A 26,171-nucleotide genomic window follows, 5' to 3' on the forward strand; every position below is an offset into this window, starting at 1 on the left:
AATTCAAATTAACTTTATTAAATTGCAAATACAATAGAAAAGGTGCATATTTACATATCAATGAAAATATGCACCTTTCCTCAGTAATATCATCAGGCATTCGCTTCTATTACAAAGATTTCTATGTCTCTACCAATTACTTTTTACATTATCCTCTTAAAAAGTAATACTCTTGATATATTCATTATTGCCTACACTTTATTTGCAGTTATTGGGCTGCCCTTTTCGTTCATAGCGTTGCATCTTTTGCACTCTCTACTTTTCAGTTAATGAAAGGGATGTTTCTTTTATCCCTTCAAATTCATTTAATAGGTACTTAGCTATCTTTTCAACTGCGGGGAAGTCTACTATTTCCTCATGTGATCCAGGGACAGAATACTTATTTACTCTTCCTTTTAATAAAGGTCCCCAATCTGTAAACAACTCTTTTCCTTCCTCAGCACTAAAATAGAGAACTTCTCCAGAGTATGATATTAAATCATGATCTGCCATTATGTTCAGGCATTTCCTATGAGCATTGATAACTTGCTTCAAATTCATAAGATCTGCATCAGGCGGGAGTACTCCTTCCATAATTAATCGCTCTACAAGCATATCTTGTTCATGGAAGAGGCCTTCCCCCTGCTCAGTAAAACCTCTAGAAATGAAATGCTCATATATATATGAGAGCATATCCTCCGTTGTTTTATAGTCCTGCTCTGAAGGTACTTTAGTATCCATTAGTATCAACAACTCAACTTCCTCACCTTGATTCTTTAGTACAGTTGCGATTTTATAAGCAATCGCACCGCCTAAAGACCATCCTCCAAGACGATATGGACCTTCTGGCTGAACACGTTTGATTTCTTCAATGTAAAGTTGAATTACTTCCGGCAAGGTCAATTCATCAATTTCTCCCTTTTCTATAAGAGGATTCTGTAAACCATAAAATGAACAATGGTTCTTAAGTAATCTTGCTAGTTGAATGTAACAGAATACATTCCCCATAAACGGATGAACACAGAAGAAAGGGCTTTTTTCTGATTCTTGTAGTGGAACTAGCGCTGCTACTGATTTCGTCATATCATGCTTATCACGAATAAGGCATGCGATTCCTTCCAATGTTGGATTCTTAATCAATGTTGAAACCTTAATCTCTTTTCCAAACTTCTCCCTAATTTTTGAAACTAATATAATTACAAGGAGAGAGTGTCCTCCTCTATTAAAGAAATCATCATTTACATAGACATCTTCTATCTGTAACACATCCTGCCAGATTTTAATCAACTGATATTCAATTTCATCCCTTGGAATGATTGGTGTAGAGAAGTTACTTTCTCTATGAATAGTTAAATTGTTCAATGCCTTTCGATCAACTTTGCCATTTGTTGTAAGAGGAATCTCGTCTACCTTAATAAAGTGTGCGGGAACCATATAATTTGGTACTTGTGTCTTGAGATATTCACGCCACTCATGCATACTACCATCTCCAACTACATAAGCAACCAATCTCTGCTCTCCTAATTTATCCTCTGTTACCAAAACTACTGCTTCTTTTACCAGTGGATGCCTCTCTATACTCGCTTCAATCTCTTCAAGCTCAATACGAAAGCCCCTAATTTTTACTTGATTATCAATTCTTCTCAAGTAATCTAAATTACCATCAGGTAAATAACGAACCAAATCTCCCGTACGATATAAACGCTCTTCTTCATTAAATGGATGACAGATGAATCGCTCTGCTGTTAATTCTGGGCGATTCAAGTATTCTCTCGCTATACCTGCACCCCCAATGTATAGCTCACCTGTTACACCAACTGGAACAGGTAACAAATTTTTATCCAATACATAAGTTTGAACGTTCGGCAATGGACGTCCAATTGTTACTCTCTTACTATCTTTTTTGATATGATAGCATGTTGCATCAACTGTACATTCTGTAGGACCGTATACGTTATAAAAATCAATCTTTTCAGTCTCTACTAGCTGTTCCCATAATGACGGCATGATTGCTTCACCACCGACCAATATCTTGCTTGGTACATGAACATCAGCACTTATTTCTAGCAATCCTCCATCTATTAGTAATTGAAGTAATGAAGGTGTCATATCAAACATTTCCAATTTATTCTCCCTAATATAGGACACAAATTGTTCTGGATTAGTGCGAACTTCACTTGGAATAATATATAAACTTGAACCATAAAGCAGCATTTGTAATTGCTGAATAGATACATCAAAGGCAATTGATGCATTCAAACCAACGCGCATATTACTAGGTATCTCATGTGAGAAAACTTCTTTTTGTAAACCATATGATAGGTTTATTACAGAATGGTGCTGTACTAAAGCTCCCTTTGGATTCCCTGTCGAACCAGAAGTGTAGATAACATACGCTAAGTTTTCCCCTGTTACCTCACATATTGGTGAAAGTTTGCTTTCTTGAGAAAGCATTGCTTGGTCCCTATCTAGGCAAACTGTCTTAATGTCTTTAGGAATCCAGCCTAGTAATACTTCATTTGTAACTAACACTTTAATTCCTGTGTCTTCTAAAATATATTGTAGGCGGCTTTCCGGATTCGATGGATCTAATGGAACATAGGCTGCTCCAGCCTTCCAAATTCCCATGAGACCAACAACCATCTCAACTGAACGCTCAAAGCAAAGGCCAACTAATGACTCTGTCCCAATTCCACATTTCTGTAAATAATGGGCTAATTGATTAGCTCTTTCATTCAGCTCTCGATATGTTAGTTGCTGTTTTTCATCTACCACTGCCAACGCGTCAGGCGTACGATTTACTTGCTCTTCGAATAGTTGATGAATTGCATTCTCACGTGGATAGGATATAGTATTATTATTCCATTCTTCCAATAGCTTTCTTTGTTCAGCTTCCGTAATATATACTAGCTCCGATAGATTTTGATCAATGTTTTTGAGCATTTGCATTAACACTTTGTGTAAATGACCCAGCATTCGTTCAATGGTTACTCTATTAAACTTACTACGGTCATACATTAACTTTAACGATAACTGGATTCCTGGAACTACAGCTAACCCTAATGGGTAGTGGGTTTGTTCTACCCCTTCCAATTCACCAATTTCCAGATTTTCTGAAGACTCCTCTTTCACTGGATAATTTTCAAACACATATAAACTATTGAACAGCGGTATTCCTCTAGGAACTTCACTCCACCCCTGAATCTCTGTCAAAGAAGCATACTCATATTGTCTTCTTTCTATCTCTTCCTCTTGTATCTTCTGCAACCAATCTATTAATTTTATATCATCCATCAATTGAATTCGCGTCGGTGACGTTGTAATGAAAGGACCTACGATGTTTTCAACATCAATAATCTCCGTAGAACGCCCTGAGCTTGTTACACCAAAAACAATGTCATTTTCTCCACTATATCGGCTCATGAGATATGCCCATGCACCTTGAATTACTGTACTCAAAGTAAGTTTATTGCGTTTCGCCCATCCTTGTAACGCTTGAGTCTGCTCTTCTGATAAATACGTAACCTTCTCTGTGTAACCTTTTTCTTCCTCTTTACTTTCTAAGCCCAGCAAAGTTGGCGCAGTAAAACCTTTTAGCTTCTCTCTCCAGAATTGTTCCGCCTGCTCCTTATCTTGCTCTCTTAACCATTGGATATATTTCTTATATGGTGAGGACTTAGGTAACTTCACAGCTTCTCCATTCATTCTCTTCTGATAGACTGTAAGTAATTCATTAAATACTAATGGTAAACTCCATCCATCCAGTAAAATATGGTGATGGGTCCAAACAATCCGATATTCTTCCTCACCTTCTTGAATGACTGTTACCCGCATCAATGGTGCTTCATCAAATTGGAAGGCTTGTTTTCGATCTAATGCCAAAAAGACTTTTCTTTTTTCCTCTATCTCTTCACTTGTCATTGTACGCCAGTCTTCTTTATTCACTTTAAATGGGATATTTTCATACACCACTTGTACAGGTTCTTCAATTTCGTCCCATACAAATCCTGTACGAAAAATTTCATGCCGCTGAATTACAGATTTCCACGCCTGCTCAAATGTAGGAATATTCATTTTTCCTCGAATCATAAAACTCAATTGCACTATATACGGTGCAACATGTTCATCCCCTTGGTCATGCAATGTGTGGAAAATCATACCTTCTTGCAAAGGTGATAGTGGATATAAATCAGTAATCTGATTGTTCTTTCCGCGATGCATTTTGTTTAGTACATTTGTCAAACCTTCTTGGCTAAGATTAGCCATTGCAAAATCCGAAATGGTCAGTGCAGATTCTCTATCTGAAAATTGAATCAATGTACTCAGTTGATATAGCATATTCTGTGCAATACTTTGAATCGTTGATTTGGCAAATTGTCCAACATTGTATACCCAAGTGAACTGAAGTTTTCCATCCGTTACAACCCCAATTACATCAATTACATGCGATCGCTTGGAACCGGCAGCATGATCTAAACGCTTAAATTCGTTCTCCGGAATAAACATTGCATCGCTAGAAAACATTTGGTCAAATTGTCCAAGATAGTTAAAACTAATAGACGGTGTATATTGGGAGCTTAATTGCTCACACATTGTTGCGTTCATGTAACGCAACACCCCATAATCAACACCCTTATTAGGAATTTTGCGAACTTGTTCTTTAACTGCTTTTAATGCTTCAATTGGCGTATTAGCACTAGTAATATTTAAATGAACTGGGTAAATACTTGTAAACCATCCCACAGTTCTCGATAAATCAACATCTTCAATAATCTCTTCTCGACCATGTCCCTCTAAATCTACGCTCAATATCGGCTGCCCCGTACATGCTGCCGTAGCTTGTACTAATGCTGCTAATAATACTTCATTGATTTGGACACGGTGAGTGCTTAAAGTCTCTTGCAATAACATACGGGTCTCATTCTCATTTAACACCACAGTAATTTCCTCAGTTACTGCGCTTACTGGATTACTTATAGTACCATCTACCGGCAATTTAACTACGTCTTGTTCAGCCTGCTCCTCCCAGTAATGTAGCACTTCTTTTGATAGGCCCGTTTCAGCGTAATGATGTAATTTCTCCGACCATTCTTTAAAAGATGTACTCTTCATAGGTAATTGAATTTTCTGCCCTTGGACTACTTGCGTATATGCTGTTTGCAAATCTTCCAATAAAATTCGCCAAGAAACACCATCCACGGCTAAATGATGAATTGTCCAAAATAATCGGCCAGCGTGCTCACCTTCATCAAAATACACCATTCTCATTAGCGGACCATCATGTAAATTCAAACTTTCTTGTGCAACATTAATCTCTTTTTGAATAACCTGATGCCAATCAGGTTCCGGCACTTCGTCTAATGAAATGACAGTAAGCATCAATTGTTCTTCTATTCCTTCATTCCACTGTTTCCAAACCCCATTAGATAAACGTTCATATCTTAAACGCAGAGCATCATGATGAAGTAGAAGGTTACCTGCCGCCTTTTCCAGTGATCCTATGTCCAATTTCTCTTTCGTTCTAAAGAACATGGATTGATTCCAATGATGTGGGTTAGGATGATTTTGTGCAAAAAACCTTTGCTGAATAGGTGTAAGTATCGTCTCTCCAGTTATAATTCCCTGTTCAGCTTGTACACCTTGTTCTTCTTTGACTACTTGCGCCAACTCAGCAATCGTTTGGTGTTCAAATATTTGTTTTGGTGTCAATTGTAAACCAACTTGCTTCGCGCGCGAGACAATCTGAATGCTAAGAATTGAATCTCCACCAATTTCAAAGAAGTTATCATTCATACCAATACGTTTTGAACCTAGCACACGTTCCCAAATGATAGAAAGCTTATGTTCACGTTCATTTCTTGGGGCCACGTATCCTTCTTTTGTTCCTTGATAATCTGGTATAGGTAACGATTTCCGATCAACCTTTCCATTTATGGTTAGCGGTAATTCTTTCATTTCGACAAAGTAGGAAGGTATCATATGGATTGGCAGTTTTGTTTTAAGGTACTCTCGCCATTCTTCTAAACTGCCTTCGCCCACTACATAAGCTACCAGCCTCTTATCTCCCGACTGATTTTCCCTAACCATTACAACTGCCTCTTTTACTAAGTAATGCTCCTGTAAGGTCGACTCAATCTCTCCAAGTTCAATTCGAAATCCTCTAATCTTCACTTGATTATCCATTCTTCCTAAGTAGGCTATATTACCATCAGGAAGATATCTCACAAGATCACCTGTTCTATATAACCTCTCGCCTTCTTTGAATGGATGAGAAATAAATCGTTCGGATGTTAACTCTGGACGATTCAAGTACCCCTTTGCTAGACCTGCTCCTCCGATATAAAGTTCCCCCATCACACCAACTGGAACTGGCAACCTATTTCTATCTAATACATAAGTTTGGATGTTAGGCAATGGACGCCCAATTGTTACTCTCTTACTATCTTTTTTGATATGATAGCATGTTGCATCAACCGTACATTCTGTAGGACCATATACATTATAAAAATGTATTTTATCAGTCTCTACTAGCTGTTCCCATAATGACGGCATAATCGCTTCGCCGCCAACCAATACCTTACTTGGAACATGAACACCATCGTACGTTTCTAACAATCCGGCATCTATAAGTAATTGAAGCATTGAAGGCGTTATATCAAAGATTGCTAACTTGTTCTCCCTAATATAAGCTACAAACTGTTCCGGATCACTTCGTACTTCATTCGGAATAATATACAAACTTGAACCATAAAGCAGCATTTGTAATTGCTGAATAGATGCATCAAAGGCAATTGACGCATTTAAACCGACATGCATGTTAGATGGTATCTCATGTTCGAAAACCTCTTTTTGTAAACCATGCGACAAGTTTAGTACAGAATGATGATGTATCAAGACACCCTTTGGATTCCCCGTCGATCCCGAAGTATAGATAACATACGCTAGGTTTTCTCCTGTTACTTCACATTTTGGTGAAAAAATGCTTTCTTTTGAAATCATTGCCTGATCCCTATCTAGACAAACTGCCTTGACTTCTTTGGGTATCCAACCTTCCAATGACTCATTCGTAACTAATACTTGAATTTCAGTGTCCTCCAAAATATATCGTAGGCGACTTTCTGGATATGATGGGTCCAATGGAACATATGCTGCTCCAGCCTTCCAGATCCCCATAATACTAACAATCATCTCAACTGAACGCTCAAAGCAAATTCCAACTAATGATTCAGTCCCAATCCCACATTGCTGAAGATAGTGGGCCAATTGATTAGCTTTTTCATTCAGCTCTCGATATGTTAACTGCTGTTTTTCATCTACCACTGCTACCGCATCAGGTGTACGATTTACTTGCTCTTCAAACAGCTGATGAATCGTACTTTCCTGTGGATATGCTACAGCACCATTATTCCACTCTTCCAACTGTTTTTGCTGTAATCCTGATAATATAGGCAACTTAGCTAATGATTTATCAGGATTCTCCACGATTACATTCAACCAGTTCCCAAAATGTTCAGCCATGGATTCAATAGTTAAGCTGTCAAATAAATCAGTTCTATAAACAAAAGTAAGTAATAAACCCTCTTCCACTTCTGCAGCAGTTAAACTTAAATCAAACTTAGCGATCGGAGCATTACTTTCCATTACTTCTATATTTCTTCCATGTAGTTCTGGTAGCTTCTGTCCCGTATTTTGCAAAGTAAACATGGTTTGGAAAATCGGAGAATGACTTGTATTTCGTTCAGGTTGGATAACCTCTACAATTTTCTCAAACGGAACATCTTGATACTCATACGCCTTCAATGCTTTTATCCGTACTTGAGATAACAACTCTTGAAATGCCGGTGCATTACTTAAATCAGCTCGATAAACCAAGGTGTTGACAAAGAAACCAATCAGCCCCTCAATTTCTCGATAATTTCGATTTGCAATTGGGCTGCCAACAATAATATCCGTTTGTCCCGTATAACGAGCAAGGAAACTTTGATACGATGCCAATAAGGTCATGAAAAGTGTGGCCCCTTCTTGACGACTTAGTTCGTTTAATTTATCCAGTAATGAGCGTGACAACAAAACATTATGAGTTAATCCATGGTGGGTTTGCACTGGCGGACGCGGACGATCTATTGGCAACATTAAGACTGGTAACTCACCAGATAATTCTTCCTTCCAATATGCAAGTTGTTGATATAGTACTTCATCTTTCAACCAGTCTCTTTGCCACTGAGCAAAATCGGCATATTGAACTGGTAGTGGTTCCAGCTCTGCTTGTTTTTCACCAATCGCATTTTCATAAAATGCCATCCATTCTTGAAGCAAGATTTCCATTGACCACCCATCCGAGATAATATGATGCATATTACACAGAAGAACCCATTCTTCTTCTGAAATTCTTATGAGTTTCCCACGGAATAATGGCCCTTGTTCTAAATCAAATGGAGATTCTACTTCAGTTTGAATCCATTGCTCCAACTTTCTTTCTCGCTCCTCTAATGAAAGCTTAGTTAAGTCCATTTGCAGAAGCGGACGGAAAACGTACGGTTGAATCTGCTGCACAGGATGGCCATCCTCTTCATAAAATACAGTCCGCAAAGATTCATGACGCTCTATCAACTGATTCCATCCCAACTCCAAGGCCTCAGGTAACCAATTCCCTGTAAGCCGGCATACCATTGGCATATTATAAAGTGCACTATTAGGTGCAAATTGATCAATAAACCATAAGCGCTGTTGGGCATAAGACAGTGGAATATTTTCCCCTCGTTCCATCGGCATCAATGGTGGAATTTCTCGTTTTTCGCTCCCCTTACGTAACTGATCTATTCGTTTCGATAATGCCTCGACCGTTGAATATTCGAACAGTTCACGTACTGGCAATTTGATTTGAAAGACTTCCTGTAAGCGTGAGACCACTTGTGTAGCAAGTAGAGAGTGACCACCGAGATCAAAGAAAGAATCCTGAACATCAATGTCTCTTATTCCTAGCACTTGACTCCACACTGAAGCAATAAGTTCTTCCAGCGGAGTTCTTGGGTATACAGTATTTTCAGTGGATTGTTCACTAAGTATAGGCAATGCCTTCAAATCAAGTTTTCCATTCGGTGTAAGTGGTAAAAATTCCATCTCAATAAAGTTTGTTGGAACCATGTAATTAGGTAAATGTGTTTGTAGATGTTCTCGCCATTCATGGACACTTCCTTCACCAACTACATAAGCTACTAATCTCTTATCACCTTGATTATCCTCTCGCACCAATACAACAGCTTCTTTGACAGAAGAATGCGCCTGCAAAACAGCTTCTATTTCTCCCAATTCAATCCGGAAACCACGAATTTTCACTTGGTCATCTATACGTCCATGGAACTGGAGATTACCATCAGAAAGATAACTTGCTTTGTCTCCTGTATAATAGAGACGTTCTCCTGACTTGAAAGGATGTGGAATAAATTTTTCCTTTGTAAGATCCGGACGATTAGCATATCCACGTGCAAGACTCTTCCCTCCAATATAGAGATCTCCAATTACACCAATTGGTACTAGCTGAAGATGAGAATCTAACACATAAACTTCTGTATTCGCAATCGGTCGACCAATCGATGGCGTACCTGTTGTCACTCCTACAGGTACATAATAATCTGTGGTAACAACGGTATTTTCCGATGGACCATACTGATTAATTACCGCAAAAGGAATATCGTTAGATGGATACTGCGTTAATTGATCCCCACCAGTAATGATAAAACGAAGATCCGTTTTATCTGGCCAAGATAATTTCAAGAGTCTTTCCAGAATAGGCGTAGGTGCAAAGCTAGCTGTTATTCGTGAATCAATGAGCCAGTCCCTTAGTGCTTCTGGATTAATTCTCAGTTCCTCTGTTGACAAGTAGAGTGCTGCGCCAGCAGTTAGATACGGCCAGATCTCCTGGACAGCCGAATCAAAAGCAACCCCTGCAATCTGAGTCGCACGATCCTCTGCTGAAATATGATAAACTTCCTGATGCCAAGAAACCATATTCATTAATGAGCGATATTCAACCATGACACCCTTCGGTTTTCCTGTAGAACCAGAGGTATAAACAATATAGGCTAAGTTCTCTGGATTTATTTGACGTGTAGGTGCGATTACGCTTTCCACCGTTAATTCTTCTAACCTCACCATTTCGACGTGTGCGAAATGTCCTTCTTGTCCTTCCGCCGTCACTACAAATTGAATTCCTGCATCTTCAATCATGTATTCTAACCTTGATTTTGGATACAACGGATCTAAAACGACATAAGCTCCACCAGCTTTTAAAATGCCTAGTAAACTTACCATCAGCTCAGCTGACCTCGGAAGATAAACCCCTACCACTGACTCTGGGGCTACTCCCTTTCGCTGTAAAACATTTGCCAACTGATTTGCTTGTGTATCCAATTCACCATAAGTCCACTGTTTTGTTTGATCAACTATCGCAATCGCATCAGGACGCCTTGCTACTTGCTCCTCAACTTTGTCGCAAATAAGACCCTGATGAGACATTTCCATTACAGTGTCATTCCATGTTTCTAATAACAAAGTACGCTCGGTTTCTGATAGCATGCTCAGGTCATGCAACGGATTTTGTGGGCGATGAGAAACTTCATGTAGCCATTTCTCAAAGTGTCCTGCCATCCGTTCAATAGTAGTAGCATTGAATAAATCCTTATTGTACTCAAAAGTAAAAAGTAATCCCTCTTCCGTCTCAACTGCCATTACACTTAAATCAAACTTTGCAATTGGACTATGGCTTTCTATCATTTCAATACTTCTACTCGATAACACCGGTAACTCTTGTTTCATATTTTGCAAGATGAACATAGTCTGGAAGATTGGCGAATGACTTGTACTTCGCTCCGGTTGCACAACTTCTACAATTTTTTCAAATGGAATATCTTGATATTCATACGCCTTCAATGCCTTTTGACGAACCTGATACAGTACATCTTGAAATGTCGGTCTACCACTCAAATTAGCTCGATAAACTAGCGTGTTAACGAAGAAACCAATTAGTCCTTCAATTTCTCTATAATTCCGATTCGCAATTGGGCTTCCGACCAGAATATCTTCTTGTCCCGTATAACGAGATAGAAAACTTTGATATGCAGCTAAAAGCGTCATGAAGAGCGTAGCCCCTTCTTTTCGACTAAGTTCATTCAATTTATCATGTAGCGTGCTTGGCAGAACCAGAGTGTATGTCGACCCGTGATGAGTTTGTATTGCGGGACGCGGGCGATCCACAGGAAGTTGGAGTACAGGAAGCTCCCCAGACAATTCTTCCCTCCAATATTGGAGTTGTTGATCAAGCACCTCCTCCTTTAGCCATCCTTTTTGCCACTGAGCAAAGTCGGCATATTGAACCGGTAATGGTTCAAGTTCCGCTACCTTTCCATTCGTTGCTTTCTCATAAAATGCCATCCATTCTTCAAGTAGGATTCCCATTGACCATCCATCTGAAATGATATGATGTAGAGTACAAAGGAGTATCCATTCTTCCTCTCCCACGTGCAAAATACTTGTCCTGATTAATGGACCCTCTGTTAAATCAAATGGCACTTCTGTTTCTTGTTGAATTAAACGTTTAACTTCTTCTTCTTGATCTTCAGAAGCAAGCATAGTTAAATCCGTTTTCGGAATTGATTGAAAAGCATACGGTTCAATTTGCTGTACGGGTTGACCATTCACTTCTTGAAAGACCGTCCGCAGTGATTCATGACGTTCTATTAGTTGATTCCATCCCGTTTCCAATGCTTCAAGTAGCCAATTCCCTGTAAGACGGCATACCATTGGCATATTGTAAAGGGCACTATTAGGTGTAAATTGATCAATAAACCATAAACGTTGTTGGGCATAAGATAGTGGAATAGCTTCTCCTCGTTTCATTGGTATTAGTGGCGGAATCTCTCGTTTTTTATCTCCTTTACGTAACTGTTCTAATCGCTTTGCCAGTGACTCCACCGTTGTATATTCAAATAGTTCACGTACTGGTAATTCGATTTGAAAAATTCCCTGTAAACGTGACACTACTTGAGTAGCTAGTAGTGAATGACCACCGATTTCAAAAAAGGAATCCTGAACACTAATATTTTTTATTCCTAACACTTGGCTCCAAACGGAAACGATGAGCTCCTCCACTGGTGTTCGTGATGAAGTAATATCTTCACTTATGAACTGTTCTTCTAATTCCAATAATGCTTTCCGATTCACTTTACCATTTGGAGTAAGTGGCATACCTTCAATTTGGAAAAAGTATGCCGGAACCATATAATGTGGTAATTGCTTCTTGAGATATTCACGCCACTCCCCAGTATCCCCTTCACCCACTACATAAGCTACTAACTGCTTATCTCCTGGTCGATCTTCCTTCACCAACACGACTGCCTCTTTTACAGATGAGTGATCATGTAAAGCTGCTTCTATTTCTCCCAATTCAATTCGGAATCCTCTAATTTTAACTTGGTTATCTATTCTTCCAATATATTCTAAGTTACGATCATTTATATATCTAACCAAGTCACCCGTTCGATATAATCGTTCCCCGTCCTTAAAGGGATGCGGAATAAAACGTTCAGTAGTTAAATCCGGTCGATTGAAGTAGCCACGTGCTAATCCTACTCCTCCAAGGTAAAGTTCCCCTGCCACACCAATCGGGACCACTTGTTGATATTGGTCTAACACATACAACTCTGTATTATCAATCGGACGACCAATCGGAATAAGCATTGGTTCTTTTTCTAAATCACAATCGTAATAAGTCACATCCACAGTTGCTTCAGTAGGACCATACAAGTTAATTAACTTTGTTTGCTGAGCATTGTAAAAGATCCCCTTAAACCGGCGAACCTGTTCAGTGTTTAACGCTTCTCCACTAGTAAAAACTTGAATTAAAGACGATACATCCCTTTTCGAATTATATAATTCCATATAATCTAAGAAAGTAGATAACATCGACGGAACAAAATGCATGGTGGACACACGGTATCGTTCAATATACTCCTCAATCACCGCAGGATCTTTCTCTCCTCCTGGTGGAAGTAAACAAACACGTGCTCCTACAAATGACCACCAAAATAATTCCCAGACAGAAACATCAAACGAAAACGGTGTCTTTTGTAGGATTGTATCCTCCTCAGACAATGGGTATTTTTTCTGCATCCACTGTAGGCGATTGATAACAGAATGATGTTCAATCATTACCCCCTTTGGATTTCCTGTCGAACCCGAAGTGTATATAATATAGGCTAAGTTATTTGCTGTTACTCCACTCACCGGAGCTAAATTACTCTCTTTAGAAATCATTACTTGATCCCGATCTAAACAAATTGCTTGAATATCTTTAGGTAACCAGTCCTGTAGTGCCTCTTTTGTTAACAGCACTTGAATTTGTGAATTCTCCAAAATGTATCTCAGGCGGTTTTCGGGATAACTTGGGTCCAGTGGGACATAAGCCCCACCTGCCTTCAAAATCCCAAAGAGACCGATAATCATATCAGGAGAACGTTCAATACATATACCAACTAATGATTCAGGTCCGATACCTCGTTTTTGTAGAAAATGTGCCAATTGATTCGATTTTTCATTTAGTTCTTGATACGTTAGCTTTCCACCCTCATAAACTACCGCCACTGCATCAGGTGTCCGTGCAACTTGTTGCTCAAATAGCTCATGAATCATACAATCATGACCATAAACTACGTCCGTATCATTCCATTCTTCTAGGAGTTGTTTTTGCTCAGTATCCGATAACATTAACAGCTTTGTATATGATTCATCTGGATGATACGTGATTTCATTTAGCCAGTTCTCAAAATGTCCTGCCATACGTGCAATGGTACTACTATCAAATAAATCCGTGTTGTATTCAAATGAGACGAATAGACCTTCTTCCACTTCATAGGCAGTTAAGCTCAAATCAAATTTAGCAATAGACATATTACTTTCTACCATTTCAATACTTCTATCAGGCAAATCTAGTCGTTCTTGTTTTATATTCTGTAGCGTAAACATGGTCTGAAATATAGGGGAATGACTCATGCTTCGTTCAGGTTGCACAGCTTCTACCACTTTTTCAAATGGTATATCTTGATATTCGTAAGCTTTTAACGCCTTTTTCTTTGTTTGGTTCAAAATCTCCCGAAAAGTAGGGGTGCCACTCAAATCTGATCGATAAACCAACGTATTAACAAAGAAACCAATTAATCCTTCTACTCCCTTATGGTTCCGATTTGCAATCGGGCTACCAACTAGAATATCTTTTTGTCCCGTATAACGAGCGAGAAAGCTCTGGTATGCGGCCATTAAAGTCATAAATAAAGTGGACCCTTCTTGTCGACTTATATCCTTCAATTGACTGAGCAATTTATAAGGAAAAATCACGTGATGCGCAGCCCCAGAGTAAGTCTGCTTAACCGGTCGAGGTCGATCCACTGGCAGTTGTAAAATAGGAAGCTCACCAGACAATTCTTCCTGCCAATACGTAAGCTGACGATTTAGCACATCACCTTGCAACCACTCCTTTTGCCACTTCGCAAAGTCTGCATATTGAATAGATAATGAACTTAATTTAGCAGGATTTCCGCCTGTTTCTTCTTCATAGAAAGCAAGACATTCATTCATGAATATACCAATGGACCAAGCATCAGAAATAATATGATGCATCGTACACAGTAATAACCATTCATCCTTCTCTAATTGAACAAGCTGATTACGAATTAAAGGACCATTCATTAAATCAAATGGTTCTTGCGCTTCTCTCGCAATTAAACTATCTACCTCTTTTTCTTTTACTTCTAGAGGAAGTTGAGAGTAATCCCTTACAGGTAATGCTCTAGGAAGGAATTCGACAATTTGTTGCACAGGCTGTTCTCCTATTTCTTTAAAAACAGTTCGTAATGATTCATGACGTTCAATGAGTCGATTGAATCCCTTCTCTAATGCTTCAGGTATCCAATTTCCTTTTAGATGCCATACTGTTGGAATATTATATAAAGAACTGTTTGGGTTAAATCTGTCCATAAACCACAAACGTTGTTGTGCATAAGACAACGGGAGTGCTTCTTTATTCTCCTTTTTTTGCATTTGCTTCTGAAGCCATGCTCTCTTCTCAGGAGAAAGTGAACTCAGCTTTGCAAGTAAATCACTTCTCATTTTTTTACCCCTTCCTCAATCAAATTACTCTCGAATATCCCATGTGCTTCTTCCTCTGATAGCTCTTCTAATTGCTTAAGCAGTTCTAATAATTCTTCATCATTACTCACTTCTGCTTCTTTTTGAATATAGTCTTGAAGACTTACATTCTCCTTACTATCATTCTGCATTTCTTGATTTTTGTTATAGAGCAATTGATCAATCTGTTCTGCCAATTGCTGCACCGTATGAAATATAAATAAATCATGCAATGGTATCTCGATTCCAAAAGCCTCTTTAAGATTGGAAACAGCTTGCGTAGCAAGTAATGAATGTCCACCAATTTCAAAAAACGAATCCTGAATTCCGATGTTTTCCATACCTAAAACTTCATGCCATATCGAAACAATTGTTTTTTCCGTAGACGTACGAGGAGCAATATAACAACTCGCTATCTCCTGCTTCTCTGGTGCTGGTAAAGCCTTCCTATCAATTTTTCCATTAGGAGTGAGTGGAAATGCATTTAATCCAACAAAATAGGATGGAATCATATAATTTGGTAGTTGGTCCTTGAGATAATCACGCCACTTTTGAGCATCCCCGTCTCCTACAACATAGGCAATCAAACGTGGATCGCCAGGATAATCTTCCCGCACCATCACAATAGCTTCGTTAACTAATGTATGCTTTTGTAATACCGCTTCGATTTCTCCTAGTTCAATCCGGAACCCACGAATTTTCACCTGATGATCAATTCTTCCAACATACTCCAAATTTCCATCCGGCAAATACCTTACTAGATCTCCAGTCCGGTATACTCGCTCGTCTTCTTTAAACGGATGCGGTATAAATCGATTTTTCGTTAAGTCAGGGCGTTTTAAATATCCACGTGCTAACCCTGATCCACCAATGTACAGCTCACCAACTACACCAATTGGAACCATTTTTTGCTCAGCACTCAATACATATACTTCTGTATTGAAGATTGGTTTACCAATTGGTGGTACCCTATGCATGACACCCTTTTCTAATTCCAGATACGTGGAATACGTAGTATCTTCAGACGGTCCATATAAGTTGAACACCTTCTCAATCGTACTTCTCTCGTATAAATCTTGAACAAGCGGATATGGCAACGGTTCTCCAGCCAAATTCATTACCTTTACTGAAGAAGGAATTGTTTTTGCTCGAACCAGTTCCTTTGCTGCCGATGGCACAGTATTAACCAAAGTCACACCTTTGGTAGACAACTTGTCTAGATGTAGAGCATTTTCAGCGACAATCACCTTACCACCCATCGTTAAGGGAACAAATACTTCAAAAACGGATAAATCAAAAGATAGTGAAGTTGAAGCTAATACTCCCGCTAATTCCTTTCGAGAATACGTATGATGCGCCCAATGAATCATTGTTACTGTATTCCTGTGCTCAATCATTACTCCCTTTGGATTTCCCGTGGAACCTGAAGTATAGATAATATAGGCTAAGTTATCACCCGTCACTTCACTCGTGCATACCGTAGTAACTTCTTGTTCTATTTCTGCTCGATTACGATCAATACAAATGACGTTAACGAATGTAGGTATAACCATTTTTTTTTGTAACTTTTCCTGTGTCACCAGTACCTTTATTTGAGCATCTTCTAAAATGTACTGCAGTCGACTTTCCGGATACGCTGGATCAATTGGGACATATGCTCCTCCCGCCTTCATAATTCCTAAGAGACCGACAATCATCTCGGATGAACGTGTAACGCAAATCCCAACCAATGTTTCGCATGTTACACCATTTTTTTGTAAATAATGTGCCAACTGATTCGAGCGTTCGTCCAACTCTCGATATGTTAGTTCTTCATCTTCGCACACTACTGCAATTGCTTCTGGTGTTTTTTCCACTTGTTCTTCAAACATTGTATGAATCATACTATCTTCTATATCTATAACGGCTGATTCATTCCATTCCTCTAGTAGTTGCTTATATTCCACTTTCGATAACATATTCAATTCTGATAATAAACATTTTGGATAAGAGGCAATTTGATTTAACCAATGTTCAAAATGATTTACCATACGTTTAATGGTTGTATCATTAAACAAATCAGTATTATATTCAAAGGTTAGTGATAATCCTTCTTCCGTCTCAGAAGCAAATAAACTCAAATCAAATTTGGCAACAGAAACATGGCTTTCCATGAGTTCCATTTGTCTTTCGGATAGCTGAAGAAACTCTTGTTTCGTATTCTGTAAAGTAAACATAGTTTGGAATATTGGTGAATGACTTGTATTCCGTTCAGGTTTTACGGATTCTACCACTTTCTCAAATGGGATGTCCTGATACTCGTATGCTTTTAGTGCTTTTTTTCTTATCTGCGACAATAGTTCTTGGAACGTCAGATTCCCACTGAAATCAGCTCGATAAACTAACGTATTTGCAAAGAATCCTATTAATCCCTCAATCTCTTTCACATTTCGATTAGCGATGGGGCTTCCAACTATAATGTCGTCCTGTCCTGTATAACGAGAAAGGAAGCTTTGATACGCTGCCATCAATGTCATAAATAAAGTGCATCCTTCTTGCAAACTTAAATCTTTGAGCTTTTCCTGTAAGGAATTCGCCACTATTAAGGACTGACTTGCACCACGATGGGTTTGAACTGCAGGTCGAGGACGATCCATCGGTAATTGTAAAACCGGTAGTTCCCCAGATAATTCTTCCTTCCAATATTGAAGATGCTGATTCAAACTCTCCTCTTTTTGCCATTCCTTCTGCCACATGACAAAATCTGCATATTGGATAGATAACTCCTTCAATTCCACTGGTTTTCCGGTTAGTGCTCCTTCATAAAAAGCCATCCATTCTTCAAGTAAGATTCCCATTGACCATCCATCTGAAATAATATGATGCATCGTACAAATGAGAACCCATTCTTCCCTGTCCACTTTCAATATTCGTGTTCGAATCAGAGGACCTTGTCCAAAATGAAATGGTTCCTCCGCCTCGTTTTGAATAAGGCGTTTCATTTCTCTTTCCCTATCTTCCAAAGAAAGATCTGTTAGATTCGTTTGAGGAATATGCCTGAACACATGAGATTGAACCTGTTGAAAAGGTTCACCCTCTTGTTCTAGAATTGTCGTCCTTAATGATTCATGACGCTCCAACAATTGATTCCATCCGACCTCCAATGCTTCAATTGACCATTTACCTGTTAAGCGACACGCTGCATGAATATTGTACATAGCACTATTTGGCATTAATTGATCAATAAACCATAGACGTTTCTGCGCATAGGAAAGTGGGATAACTTCTTCTCGTTTCATAGGTACAAGAGGAGCAACCTCTCGTTTTTTATCTTCTTTTCGTAACTGATCCACTCGTTTCGCCAATGCTTCCACTGTATCGTGCTTGAAAAGTTCACGTAATGGAATTTTAATTTGGAACATTTCTTGCAATCTAGAGACAATTTGAGTAGCAAGTAGTGAGTGCCCACCACGTTCAAAGAAGGAATCCTGAATGCCAATATTTTCTGTTCCTAACACTTGACTCCAAACCGAGGCAATAAGCTCTTCCGATGGCGTCCGAGGTAGCACATTTAAATCTTCAATAGCTTGCTCATCAGGTGCTGGCAAGGCCTTTCGGTCAATTTTCCCATTTGGAGTAAGCGGGAAGTGTTCTAACTCTATAAAGTGCGCTGGAATCATATGATTTGGTAATTGTTTTTGTAAATACTCTCTCCACTCCTCGGTATTTCCATCGCTTATTACATATGCAACCAATCGTTGATCACCTGGACGATCTTCTCTAACTAATACGACAGCCTCTTTAATAAACGAACATTTTTCTAAAGTCGCTTCAATTTCTCCTAATTCAATCCTAAAACCACGCATTTTGACTTGGTGGTCCATTCTACCTATAAATTCTAAATTTCCATCAGTTAAATATCTTACTGAATCTCCTGTTCGATATAGTCGTTCCCCAAATCGATATGGATGCGAAACGAATTTTTCAGCAGTAAGATTCGGACGATTTAAGTATCCACGTGCTAAACCAGCACCACCAATATATAACTCACCCTCAATTCCTATTGATTGCAAGCGTTGCTTTTGGTCTAATACATATAATTGCGTGTTCTGTATTGGCTGCCCAATAGAAACAAATTCTTGATTAGGCTGAATATCAAATGCATTCACATAAATAGTGGCTTCAGTTGGCCCATAAAAGTTGGTTAATTTCACTTGTCCACTATAATTCCATTTCTGTTGAAATCGTCTAACCAACCCTGAACTTAGTTCTTCTCCACCAGAAAATACATGGCGTACGGACGAACAATTCATGTTCAATTCAATATGATTGAAGTGGTCTAAGAAAACAGATAACATCGAAGGTACAAATTGAACTATAGTAACCTGATGTTGTTTAATCACTTCAGCTATAATAGAAGGATCTTTTTCTCCACCTGGAGGTAGGAAAGATACACTTGCACCAACGTGAATGCCCCAAAACAATTCCCAAACAGAGACATCAAATGAGAATGGCGTTTTCTGCAAGACCACATCCTTTTCAGAAAGCGGATATTTATGTTGCATCCATTCTAGATAATTAATTACTGAATGATGCTCAATCATTACTCCCTTTGGATTCCCTGTAGATCCTGAAGTATACATAACATACGCTAAATTTTCTCCTGTTACACCACTTATACATGGGGTTGATTCTTCTTTTTCAATTGCAGTGTAATCTTTATTCATACAAATCGTTTCTATATTTTCAGATACAAACAAATTTTTAGAATTCTCTTCCGTCACTAGTACTTCGATTCCAGCATCCTCTAATATATATCGAAGTCGACTCTCTGGATAAGTAGGGTCAAGTGGAACATACGCTGCTCCTGATTTTAGAATACCTAATAACGCTATCATCATTTGTAATGAACGTTCCATATATACCCCAACTAGAGACTCTGGGCCTACACCATGCTTTTGTAGATAATGAGCTAGCTGATTTGCACGCTTCTCCAACTCTTTATAGGTAATTTGTTCATTTTCGTAACTAGCCGCGATTGCTTCCGGTGTTTTTTTAACTTGCTCCTCAAACATCGTATGAATCATGCCTTCAGCCGAATAATTAAATCGAGTATGATTCCATTCCTCTAGTAACTGTATCTGTTCTTCTTCTGTTAAATGAGTAATTTCAAATAGTTTTGAATCTAGGCTCTTCGTCATCTGAATTAATATTTGCAATAAGTGATTCTGAATCAGATTTATTGTTTCTTCATTAAAATAGCTTCGATCATACATCAACTTTAAAGTAATTTTCTTACCGGGCATTACAATGAGTGTTAAAGGATAATTTGTTTGTTCCGTGCTTGTAACATCTAGTAATCTTAAATCATCATTTCTCTCACCTTGAATTGGATAATTTTCAAACACATACAAGGTATGGAATAAGGAGCTATTTCGCGGAACCTCACTCCAGCCTTGAATATCTATCAACGAATTATACTCATACTGTCTTCGTTCCATTTCTTTCATTTGTATTTTACGAAGCCAATCTACTACTGATGTATTATCCGTTAATCGAATTCTTGTAGGTAATGTGTTAATAAATAGCCCCACCATATTCTCTGCTCCCATTAAATCAGTAGGACGTCCAGCGCTAGTTACGCCAAATACGACGTCACTGTCACCGCTATACCTACTCATCAAATAAGCCCATGCACCTTGTACTAACGTATTCAACGTTAATCGACTATTTCGTACCCACTCTTGTAACTTCTCAGTAAGTTTCTCAGATACTTGATAAACACACTCTCCATAGCCCTTCTCTTGTCCTTGATCCTTTCTTTCCATTGCTAATGGCGTAGGTGCATAGAACCCTTTTAATTCTTCTTTCCAAAATTCCTCTGCTTGACTTTGATCTTGTTTATTTATCCACTGGATATATTTTTTATAAGGAAGAGATTTAGGAAGAGTCAATAATTCTCCCTTTATCATCTTGAGATAAACTTCCATCACTTCACTAAAGACCAATGACACACTCCATCCATCTAGCAAAATATGATGATGTGTCCAAATAATTCTCGTTTCCTCTTTTGCTTCTTTAATCGCAGTGACTCTCATCAATGGTGCTTCATCCAATAAAAATCCTTTTCTACGATCTACATTCAAAAACTGTTGTAATTTCTTCACCCTTTCCTCATGTGGATAGGTGCTCCAATCCTCTTGATGAATAGTAAAAGGAAGACGTTGGTAAACCGCTTGTAGTGGCTTTTCTACTTCCTCCCATACAAATACTGAACGTAAAACCTCATGTCGATTAATAACATATTCCCAAGCCTTTTCAAAAGTATCAACATCCAATTGCCCCCCGAGCAAGAAACCTACTTGTACAATATAGGAAAAAGAATGTTCATCATCTTGATCGTATAAAGTATGAAACAGTATTCCTTTTTGCAAAGGTGATAAACCATATATATCAATAACGTCTCCCATTTTTACACCCTCTTCTTTGTTAATTTAAGTAATACTTTGCTCAAGCTTTCTTCCGTAAGATCCTCTGCATCAGCAAAATCTGATACCGTAAAAGCAGACTCTGTTGTTGGTTTATTTATAAGTTGACGAAGATGCCTCAACATACCATCTGCTATCACTTGAATTTTTAATTTAGAAAACTGTTCCCTACTATACATCCAAATAAAATGTAACTTTTCATCTTTCACCATTCCGATAACATCAATTAGATGAGATGGTTTGGAATCTGGAGCATGATCTAAAAATGTAAATCCTGTCTCTTGTATAAACAAAGAGTCCCTTGAAAACACCTGATCAAATTGGCCCAAATAGTTAAAGCTTATTGAAGGCTTTTGCTGATAAAACGGAAGTAATCCTTTATTCAAGTAACGTAAAATACCATAGTCAACTCCGCGATTTGGGATTCGACGCAATTGCTCTTTGACTGCCTTTAACCCTTCAATAGGTGTCTGAGTTCCTTGAAAATTGAGATGAACGGGATAAATACTCGTGAACCAGCCCACTGTCCTTGATAAATCAATACCTTCAATCATCTCTTCTCTCCCGTGTCCTTCTAGATGAATAGAAACGGTTTGCTGATTTGTACAATCGACGATAGCTTGTCCTAATGCCGTTAATAGTACCTCATCAATCCTTGTCTTATGAGTGACTAGAACTTCGTGAAACAATGCTTGTGTTTCTTCTATTCCTAAAGTCCCCGTCACTTGATCAATCGATTCTTCTGTCGTTTCTTGTATTGGATAGTCCATTGGAATTTTCATCGTTTCTTTTTCTACTTGTTCATTCCAATAATCCTTTACTTCTTTTGAAATACCCGAATCACTGTATGTCTGAAGTCGTTCAGACCATTCTTTAAAAGATGTACTTTTCGCAGGTAAGCGAATTTCTTGACCTTGTTTCATCTGGTTATATACCACCTGTAAATCTTCCAATAGAATCCTCCATGACACTCCATCTACTACTAAATGATGTATCACCCAGAATATTCGATCATTTTCAGTCAAGTTATCTTCAAAGTACACTACTTTCATTAACGGACCAGTAATTAAATTGAAACTAGCTTGATGAATATTCATCTCTTCTTGTATTATTTTATTCCACTCTTTTTCATTAACTTGATTCCGTTTTACAACATGGAGTACTGACAGCTCATCAGCCCCTTCATTTCTCTGCCTCCACGTTCCGTTTGGTAACTGTTCGTACCGGAAACGTAAAGCATCATGATGTTTCAGTAAATTTAATATCGCTCCCTCTAGTAATTTCACATCCAATCTTTCTTTTACTCTTAAAAGCATTGATTGATTCCAATGCTCTGTATGTGGATGTTCTTGCTCGAAGAACCAGCGCTGAATTGGAGTAAGAGGCACATCACCTATCACAATTCCCTGCTCCGCTTGTACTCCCTGCGTTTCTATAGCCACTTGTGCCAGCTCAGCGATAGTTGGGCATTCAAACATTTGCTTTGGAGTAAGTTTTAACCCCACTTGACTTGCTTGAGATATGATTTGAATACTGAGAATCGAGTCGCCACCAATTTCAAAGAAATTATCATAGATTCCCACCTTTTTAACACCTAATACTCTCTTCCAAATGGTAGTTAGTATCTGTTCGTTACTATTCCGAGGGCCAACACATTCACTATTAATCTGCGTTTCCTCCGGCATAGGTAAGGCCTCACGATCAACTTTACCGTTAGCTGTAAGTGGAATAGCTTCCATCGCCACAAATCCCGAAGGAACCATATAACTTGGTAGTTTCGCTTTAAGATACTCTCTCCACGCATCTACATTTCCATCTCCTGCAACATATGCTACTAATCGTTTATCGCCTGGCTGATCTTCTCTTACAATTACAACTACCTCTTTTACATATGCATATGTATGTAAAGTAGACTCAATTTCCCCAATCTCAATTCGGAAACCACGTATTTTAACCTGATGATCAATTCTTCCACGATAATCTAGATTCCCATCTGGCAAATACCTCGCTAAGTCTCCTGTCCGGTATAATCTTGCTTTCAGATCACTACTAAATGGATGAGATATAAAACGCTCTGCTGTTAATTCAGGTCTATTTAAATACCCACGTGCAAGCCCTGCCCCGCCAATATAAAGTTCACCATCAACACCTATAGGAACAGGTTGTTGATAAGCGTCTAGTATATACACTTCTAAATCGGGAATCCGCTTTCCAATATTACTTCTTGAAGCCTGCTGCACATCATCTAAAGTAATTGGATAATATGTAACATGAACTGTAGTTTCTGTAATTCCATACATATTAATTAACTGTGGGTTTTTCTCCCCATACCTTTGAAACCACGGTAACAAGCTAGTAGGTTCTAACGCTTCTCCGCCAAATATGACATAACGCAGCTGCAAATTTTTATTCTCATCTTCTTGTTCACACACTTGTATTAATTGTCGAAATGCGGAAGGTGTCTGATTTAGAACTGTGACTTCTTCCTCCACCAATAATTGATAAAAATCCTTAGGTGATCGACTAATCCAGTACGGAACAACAACTAATTTTCCACCATATAATAATGCTCCCCAAATTTCCCATACTGAGAAATCAAATGCATACGAATGAAAAAGCGTCCAAGTATCTTTTTCATTAAACTGATACCAACAATCCGTCGATTTAAATAACCGAATGACATTGTGATGCTCTATCATAACGCCCTTTGGATTTCCCGTTGATCCCGAAGTATAGATTACATATGCCAGATTTTGGGGACCGACACCAGAAACCGGCAAAGTCTTACTTTCTTTCCCAATCTCATCTTGATCACGATCCAGGCAAATCGACTCAACATTTTCTGGTAACCAGTTCAATTCTTTTAAACTTTCTTGCGTTACGAATAACTGAATGCTAGCATCTTCTAAAATATATTGAAGTCGTTGCTCTGGATATGTTAGATCAAGTGGGACATAAGCCCCACCAGCCTTCAAAATCCCTAAAATACCTACAGTCATCTCGTGGGAACGTTCAACGCACAGTCCAACTAAAGTATCAGGTCCTACTCCTTTTTTCTGCAGATAATGAGCTAACTGGTTTGCACGTTCATTAAGTTCCTTATAAGTAATTTTTTCTTTTTCATACGTAACTGCAATAGCATTTGGATAAATCATCGCTTGCCGTTCGAACATTTCATGAATAGTTACTTGAGGCGGGACATCCAGTTTAGGATTGTTGAACTCAACTAAACTTTTTCTTTTATCCTCCTCAGAAATGATTTCTATTTCAGCCACCTTCTGCTTTGGGTTTTCAAAAATATTTTCCAGTATCACTAGCATAACGTTAAAGAATCGTTCTATCTCTTCCTTAGAAAATAGCTCCTCACGATAATCAATATGTACATGTAAAGAGTCTATATCAATTAGATTTTCAATATGCACTGCAAAATCTTGTACTTCTTCACGGTTTGGAATCCATAGTGAGTCACCACTTTCATCACGATCCCTATAATCAATCGTAGTTCCGAAAAGTCTCACATTACTGTTATTCTCTTTATTAATCTGCTTTAATAACAAATCAAATGGATATTTCTGGTGTCTTAATGATTTACTTTGTTTTCTGGACACCCTACTAATAAATGAAAGTACTTCTTCTTCTGGATCAATATCCATTCTTAAAGGAACTGTACTCACCATCATTCCAATCAATTTTCGTTCCATTTTAGTCATACGGTTGCCGTAAGCCATTCCTAAACCAATATCAAGCGATGAGGTCCACCGATACATGGACAACGAGAAAGCAGCAACAAAAAGGGTGTATAAACTAAATTTGTAATCTTCAGAAAATTTTTCTATCTTTCTCTTCAAATGCTCCGTTAATATAAACGTCTCACGTGATGCTTTGGTACTAACTTGGTACGTATTATAAGGCTTCAATCCAGTCACAGATGGCAGTGTTTTAAATTCCTCTAGCCAAAATTTTTGATCTTTTTGAAAGCGACTACTATTCAAGTATGTTTGTTCATTGGTCAGAAATTGAACATATGAATTTTTAATTTCGCCTTCCTCATTCTCGTTATGCATGTCATAATAATATTTTGCAATCTGCTCAGTAAATATTTGAATTGATAAACCATCCATAATAATATGATGAACATTTCCAAAGACTGCACATTCATTATCGTTTAATTTTATTAAAGCAAAATAGTATAAATTTGAATTAAATAATGTAAACGTTTCTTTTGTTTTCTGCTCAATCCATTCCTCAAGCAAATTTGTATTCTCCACATTACTGAAATCAAAAAACTCAAATTCTTGTTCTTCATGTTTAGTAAAATATTGTTTCGGTTCTTGATGCCCATTTTCTTTTAACCTAATGCACAGACCGTCATTTTCACTGATAACGCGATTCACAACTTGGTTTAAATTTGAATAGTTCATTTTTCGATGAAGTTTAAATAAAAATCTTAAATTACATATTCCTTTATCAGAATGAACAACTTCTGTATACCATATTCTTCGCTGCGGGTGGCTTAATGGATAACATTCCTCATTGGTCATAAAAATC

3 protein-coding genes are annotated in these 26,171 nt (G+C 38.2%); all 3 read right to left on the reverse strand.

Features of this window, described 5'->3' with window-relative positions; translation table 11 throughout:
• Positions 1-255: 255 nt before the first annotated feature.
• Genes ACTFR8_RS02315 through ACTFR8_RS02325 form a run of 3 tightly spaced genes read right to left on the reverse strand, consistent with a single transcriptional unit; the run spans position 256 to position 26,164 of the window.
• Positions 256-15,138, reverse strand: a complete 14,883-nt coding sequence (locus ACTFR8_RS02315) for a non-ribosomal peptide synthetase (RefSeq protein ID WP_252209983.1) — start codon at positions 15,136-15,138, stop codon at positions 256-258.
• Positions 15,135-21,605, reverse strand: a complete 6,471-nt coding sequence (locus tag ACTFR8_RS02320) for a non-ribosomal peptide synthetase (protein WP_144608064.1) — start codon at positions 21,603-21,605, stop codon at positions 15,135-15,137. The genes ACTFR8_RS02315 and ACTFR8_RS02320 overlap by 4 nt, the downstream gene beginning before the upstream one ends.
• A gap of 2 nt (positions 21,606-21,607) precedes the next feature.
• Positions 21,608-26,164, reverse strand: a complete 4,557-nt coding sequence (locus ACTFR8_RS02325; RefSeq protein ID WP_252209981.1) for a non-ribosomal peptide synthetase — start codon at positions 26,162-26,164, stop codon at positions 21,608-21,610.
• Positions 26,165-26,171: the final 7 nt, after the last annotated feature.

Source organism: Bacillus cereus group sp. MYBK15-3 (assembly GCF_051916765.1).
In the GTDB taxonomy this organism is placed as follows: Bacteria; Bacillota; Bacilli; order Bacillales; family Bacillaceae_G; genus Bacillus_A; species Bacillus_A cereus.